Genomic DNA, 5909 nt, shown 5'->3' on the forward strand with positions numbered 1-5909 from the left:
CGCAGGTTCACCGAACGACGGCGCCCGCCGCGTTTGCCGGGCCGGATCAGCGGCGATATCAGCGCCCACTCCGCATCTGTCAGATCGCTCGGGTAGCGCAGCTTCTCGCGCCCGTACCGCTCCCGATCCGCTGCCGTCCACATGGCAAGAGCTCCGCTGTTCCCATCAGATGTCCTGCCGCAACGCATTCAGAATACAGGAGTTCTTCATGGACGGGCTCTTAAGCGAGCGCGTGCGGGCCATCGCAGCGGCCTTCCAGGGGGTGAACTTCGCCCCGCAGGCCAGCGAGCAGATTGTGCAGGAGATGTGGGAGAAGTGGGTGGCGCTGTCCACGACCGCGGGCATAACCTGCCTGATGCGCGCCGCAATCGGGGACATCCTTGCCGCGCCCGGGGGGCGGGACGCAATCCTCGCGCTGCTCGCTGAGTGCCGTGCGGTGGCCGCGGTGGCCGGGCACAAGCCCCGGCCCGCCTTCGTGAACTTCTTGATGGGTGTGCTGACGAAGGAAGGCTCGACGCTGACCGCCTCGATGCTGCGCGACATCGAGCGCGGCGGCCCCACGGAGGGCGAGCACACTCTTGGCGACCTCGCGGACCGGGCCGAGCAGATGGGCGTGCCCACGCCCGTCCTGCGGCTCGCCCGCTGCCACGTGGCCGCCTATGAGGCACGCCAGGAGCGCGAGCGCGCTGCGGCGTAGGCGTGGCCGCGACTTTGTTGCATAGGTCGGCGGCCTGGGCGCATAGTTCCCAGCCGACAACTGGATCACGCGACGCGGACGTATTCCGGTCGCCCCAACTCGAGCATGCGGTTCAGCACTCTGGCGGCGATGCCCACCTCCACCGTCTGGCGCCTTTCCGTTTGCGATCGCAGTCCATCACCGATGACGCGCTTCCAGCGCGAGATGTCAGCCTCCACCAAGGCGCGCCAGCTGTATCCCGAGGCTCGCTGCCAGCCCATGCGGCCGCGCTCAGCGATACATCGAAGGTGCGCATCCCGCTGCGTCGGCGCGGTTTCGGCTGCGGCGCTCGGAACCGCACTCGCACGTGGCGGGACGACGACGGCGGCATCGGGGTGCCGCGCTCTCACCTCGGCATAGACATCGTCACGGTCGTAGGCACCGTCGCCCGTCAGGGCCACCACCGGCCCATCCACTTGGTCGAGCAAGGGACCGACCTGGGAGCCATCGTCGGCATCTCGGTTGGTCAGCACACTCGCGGCGATCTCACCGGTGTCGGCGTCCGTGGCGAGGTGCAGCACCCGCCAGGCACGGCGACGCTTGCTGCCGTGCTTCTCCTCCAGCCACCCACCAGGCCCGCACAGCCGCAGCCCGGTGCTGTCCACCAGCAGGTGCACTGGCTCACGCCCGCCGGGCGGCCGGGGCACCTCCAGCGTCTCCGCCCGGCGGCTGAGGGTCGAGTGGTCCGGCACCCCCAAGTCGAGGCCAAGCAACTGCAGTATGGAGCCAATCAGCCCCTCTGTCTGGCGCAACGCCAGGCGGAACACGGCCCGCAGCGTCAAGGCAGTTGCGATCGCCAGGGCCGAGTACTTTGGCTGGGCGCCACGGCCGGTGCGCACCTCAGCGCGCCAGCCTTCGATCGCCGCCTCGGAGAACCACACGGTCAGGCTACCCCGAGCGCGCAGGCCCGCATCGTACTCCATCCAGTTGGTCACCTTGTGACGCTGTTTTGGGATATGATGCCGGCGGTCAGCGTTCGCCTTGAATGGCCTGGTAGGCGTCCCTCATGCGTCGAGGGCTCGCCCCCAACGCCAGCCTACCTGAAGCCGTCTATGCCGACGACTCGTGCAACAAGGTGTTGCTCAGCGCGCGCGCTGGTAATGCATGGCGACCGCGCCGTTGCGAAGCGGCTTGGCCGAAATCAGCTCCAACCGTCGCGTGCTGGGCAGCCCACTTTGGTAGAGGGTCGGGCCGTGGCCCGCGATCCTGGGGTGCACGAGGAGCTTATACTCGTCGATTAGATTTAGTTGGTCGAGCTCGGCCGCAAGCTTGCCGCTACCAAGAAGTACACCGGCCGTGGTAGCGTCCTTGAGCCTTTGCACGCCCGTGCGCAGTTCGCCGCCGATGTGATGGCTGTTAGTCCACGGGAAGGCCGTTCGCGTCGATGACACGACGTATTTCGGCTTGGCCTCCAGCTTGACCGCCCACTCCTGTATTGCGGGCGGCGCCTTCTCGTCGCCGCGGGCGACTGCCGGCCAGTAGCTCTCCATCATCTCGTAGGTGACGCGACCCCACAGCATTGCTCCGCTTTCGTCCAAGAGGCAGGTGAAGAAGGCGTGCGTCTCGTCATCAGCGATTCCCTCCTGATGATCGACGCAGCCGTCCAGGGTGACGTTAATGCTGAAAGTCAATAATCCCAAGCGGCAAGTCTAAGCCAGACAACGGGGAACATGAAGGCCGATTGCTCGCCGTAGATGCTCAACTTCCACTATGGGCCGGAATTGACCCTACCGGTTAGAGCTGCTTCTCTGCCTTATGCGCTCCAATCGGACCGGCCACTGTTGGCCAACCCTAGCTGTTCCGGCGGGCAGTGACGGGATCTGTCAGAGCTCGGATACGGTTAGCAAAGCCGTCCATACGAGCTTGCTTCCTGCGATAAGTCGCGCGCTTCCCACCTTAAGAACTGCCTACTCGCCAACGCGAGACTTTCCATATCTTCCCTTATCCAACAACCCGATGGGTTCCCATAGGTTACGGCTTGCATCTAGCCCTTTCAAGCTCGGAACCCTCGCCGGATAAGGTCAGGTTCGGAGACGGTGTAGGCATATGCTCTGAAGTGGCTGGATCGACTGCTTTGCGCCCACGACGGTTAGTCAGGTCTGGACGCCGCTCAGCCGCAAGCGGACATCGGGAACTGCAAACGTCGAGTCATCGTTGCGCCACGAGCGGTCGTGGAATGTCTCTTCGAACCGCCGAATTTAGGACTTGTTTGCCGGTCTTCCTTGCCTGAGTGTCGGTGCGGACGCTGCTCACCGCTGAAAGCCGCAATCTGTCCTGTCCTTCCCCTCCGTCAGCCTTCCGCTGAAAATCGCCGCGCCAAATTCTGTTTGCGAAACGCGGCGGTGACATAATCGACGAAGGCGCCGGTTTTGGCGCGCAGCAGTTTTTGGCTGGGGAAGTAGAGGGATACGGCACCGAGGTCAGCATACCAATCCGGCAGCAGGCGCTGGAGCGCGCCGCTTTGCAGATGACGTTCCACGCTTGTCATGGAGATCATTACCACTCCTAATCCCATCAGGACTGCACGGCAGATCGCCTCGGGCTCGTCGGCCATCAGGCGCGCTTTGTGCTGCAGTGTGGCTTCCACCCCTTTGCGATTACGCATCCTCCAGATGCGTAGGCGCCCGGTGAGCGCCGAGCGCATCGAGACTCCATCCATGTCTGCTAGCTTGTGTGGTTCCTGCGACGGCTGGCGACCTTGCAAATACTCCGGCGAAACCACTGCGATGACATGCAGCGGCGCGAGTTGCTGAGCCACCACGCCTGGCGCCAGTTCCATGCCGCTGCCGATGGCGGCGTCGAAACCCTGCCCAATCAGATCGACCTGACGGGTCTCGAAGCGCCATTCTACGCGGATGGGCCTGATCGAGGCCGGAGCCTAGAGGAACCACTTCCCGGTGGCGGCGAAATTCGCTTCGACCTGAGCCGCCAAGGCGTTCCAGTCCACGGCGGGTTCGGCTGGCTCTGGCACGCTGATGTCGTCAGGGATGAACCACTTGCCAGTGGCCGCGAAGTTGGCCTCCACCCGTGCAGCCAGCTCGTTCCAGTCTACGGCCGGCTGGGCAGGCTTTGGTGGCTGGGCGACCTTGGGCGTGGCTATAAAGGCATAGTTGCCGGTGGGGTCTCCCTGTTCGTCTCTGAACCTATTGTCGAAGTTTCCGACGAGGGCACCGGCATCGTTGATGCCGTTGATGGTCCATTGCGTTGGCCGGTCGGTCGGCCGAGGCGGGCCAATCGTCGTGACCTCACCGTCGTCGTAGACGAAGCCAGAACTGGAGCGCGCGAATGGCGCGAGGGTGCCAGCGACTTGGCCCTGATTATTGATGTCCCTGAAATCGATGTAAAACTCGGACAGCGGATTGTCGACCAAGGTCAGTTGGCCGCCCTCGAGCACAAAGGCTTCGTTGCTGGTTGATCCGACGATGACCCCACGGTTGTTGATGCCATCGGGAACGAGAAAGGCGTCGGGGTCATTGATGACCTCGATCTTGCTCCATTCGCCCTTTTCGTAGATGTAGCCGCCTGGTTCGGTCGCCGTGCCGCCATCGGCGGCGAAGGCTACAATCTGGCCGCGGTTGTTGATGCCCGTGACATCCGTGCGGCCAGCGCCAGGAATGTCCAGCTGCGTGTAGTCGCCCTGGCTGTATAGGAAACCATGGAGCGAGAAGTCTGGATCGGTATAGGTGCCGACAATGTCGCCCTTGTCGTTGATCCCCTGCGGGATGGTGCGAACTGCTCCGGGCACGATCACGTCAGTCACGACACCATTGCGCAGCAGGATGCCTTTTACTCCAGTTTCGCCGATGATTTCGCCTTTGTTGTTGATGTCATAGAGAGTAGGCGGATCATAGTCGCCGAACTGCGTGAGTTTGGTGAAGGTGTAGTTGGACGGGTCAAAGGCCACGCGGAATCCTCCCCTTTGGGACTACTCCCCGTTGCACACTGCTAAGGTGCAGGCGCCAAACGAAGTAGACACTGTTGGGGAGGCTAGCACTACCTCAGATCGATTTAACAGCCTGGCTTTATACGCTCAGTGCGGAATGAATTTGCATATTGTCGAAGCAAATCGGCTCTGTTGCATAGATGGCCTGAGGGGATGCATCTTGTGAATCCAGCGTGACAGCTGGACGGCATGAGCAGACCAACACGGCCGACCTACAAGACCAGGAACTGGCCGGCCTACAACGACGGGCTCAAGCGACGCGGCTCGCTGACGATCTGGTTTGACCAGGAGATGAGTTGGCAAGCCGCGCCGACCGGCAAGCGGGGCCGACAGCCCCTCTATAGCGATGCTGCTGTCCAGACCTGCCTGACCATGAAGGTGCTGTTCGGCCTAGCTCTGCGCCAGACGGCTGGCTTCGTCGAGAGCCTCCTGCGGCTGATCGGCCTCGATTGGACCGTGCCAAACTTCAGTACCCTGAACCGACGCCAGAAGACCGTGAAGGTCGACATCCCCTATCGCGGGTCGCAGGGCGCGCTGCACCTGCTGATCGACAGCACCGGCATCAAGGTTGAGGGCGAGGTGGAGTGGAACGCGCGCAAACACGGCGCCGCCAAGCGCCGGGTCTGGCGGAAGACACACATCGGAGTTGATGAGCAGACGCTGGAAATCCGGGCGGCGGAGTTCACCGCCAGCGATGTGGGGGACGCACCGATGTTGCCCGAGCTTCTCGACCAGATCCCGCCTGACCAGGAGATCGCAAGTGTCACCGCTGACGGCGCCTTCGACACCCGCAAGCGCCACGACGCCATTGTCGCCCGCGGCGCCGCCGCGATCGTACCGCCCCGAAAGAACGCCAAACCCTGGAAGGCCGATGGCACCGGGGCGATTGCACGAAATGAAGCCCTCCGTGCATCGCAGTGCTTCGGTCGGACCATCTGGCGACGATGGAGCGGCTATCACCGCCGAAGCCGCGCAGAGACCAAAATGCACTGCGTCAAACTCTTGGGCCAACGCCTGTCAGCGAGGGACTTTGACCGTCAGGTCGCTGAGTTCCAGGTTCGTGTGGCCGTCTTGAACGGCTTCACCGCGCTCGGAGTACCCGTCACTGAAGCCGTAGGATGAGGCTGTCCGGGGAAGGGAAACCCTGACCGTCAGCTCATTCGTGCAACAGAGCCGTGCACCGGCTCACGCCCGCAGCGCGGCCGCATCACCTCGAGCGTCTCGCTCCGG

At 63.2% G+C, this 5909-nt stretch carries 6 protein-coding genes and 1 pseudogene; 2 read left to right on the forward strand and 5 right to left on the reverse strand.

The genetic code is table 11. The features are described 5' to 3' along the window. A pseudogene (locus AC5JJ1_RS11065) lies at positions 1-143 on the reverse strand (IS5/IS1182 family transposase); the annotation flags it as partial. Positions 144-208: 65 nt separating this feature from the next. Here AC5JJ1_RS11065 and AC5JJ1_RS11070 point away from each other — a divergent pair. Further along, the gene (locus tag AC5JJ1_RS11070; protein ID WP_495785179.1) at positions 209-697 is read left to right on the forward strand and encodes a ketopantoate reductase C-terminal domain-containing protein; all 489 of its coding nucleotides are present in this window, start codon (positions 209-211) and stop codon (positions 695-697) included. Between the two features lie 65 nt (positions 698-762). On the opposite strand, the gene AC5JJ1_RS11075 is transcribed toward AC5JJ1_RS11070, so the two are convergent. The 4 genes from AC5JJ1_RS11075 to AC5JJ1_RS11090 form a co-directional block, all read right to left on the reverse strand. Next, positions 763-1659 (reverse strand): IS5 family transposase, encoded by an 897-nt coding sequence (locus AC5JJ1_RS11075; RefSeq protein ID WP_495785183.1) that lies wholly within the window; start codon positions 1657-1659, stop codon positions 763-765. Between the two features lie 159 nt (positions 1660-1818). Further along, positions 1819-2376, reverse strand: coding sequence for a dihydrofolate reductase family protein (locus AC5JJ1_RS11080; protein ID WP_495785180.1), 558 nt, complete (start codon positions 2374-2376; stop codon positions 1819-1821). A gap of 650 nt (positions 2377-3026) precedes the next feature. Next, the gene (locus AC5JJ1_RS11085; protein WP_495785184.1) at positions 3027-3602 is read right to left on the reverse strand and encodes a substrate binding domain-containing protein; all 576 of its coding nucleotides are present in this window, start codon (positions 3600-3602) and stop codon (positions 3027-3029) included. 12 nt (positions 3603-3614) lie between these two features. After that, positions 3615-4640: a hypothetical protein gene (locus AC5JJ1_RS11090; RefSeq protein ID WP_495785181.1), complete on the reverse strand. Its 1026-nt coding sequence runs from the start codon at positions 4638-4640 to the stop codon at positions 3615-3617. A 228-nt stretch (positions 4641-4868) separates the two neighbouring features. Between AC5JJ1_RS11090 and AC5JJ1_RS11095 the strand changes: the two genes are divergently transcribed. Then, positions 4869-5801 carry an IS5 family transposase gene (locus AC5JJ1_RS11095; RefSeq protein ID WP_495785182.1) on the forward strand — a complete coding sequence of 311 codons (933 nt, stop codon included), beginning with the start codon at positions 4869-4871 and terminating at the stop codon, positions 5799-5801. Positions 5802-5909: the final 108 nt, after the last annotated feature.

This window comes from Belnapia sp., from assembly GCF_059504005.1.

Bases quoted from the DNA above. Each gene is read 5' to 3' on its own strand.
- AC5JJ1_RS11070 (WP_495785179.1), top strand. From the start codon at position 209: ATGGACGGGCTCTTAAGCGAGCGCGTGCGGGCCATCGCAGCGGCCTTC.
- AC5JJ1_RS11075 (WP_495785183.1), bottom strand. From the start codon at position 1,659: ATGGAGTACGATGCGGGCCTGCGCGCTCGGGGTAGCCTGACCGTGTGG.
- AC5JJ1_RS11095 (WP_495785182.1), top strand. From the start codon at position 4,869: ATGAGCAGACCAACACGGCCGACCTACAAGACCAGGAACTGGCCGGCC.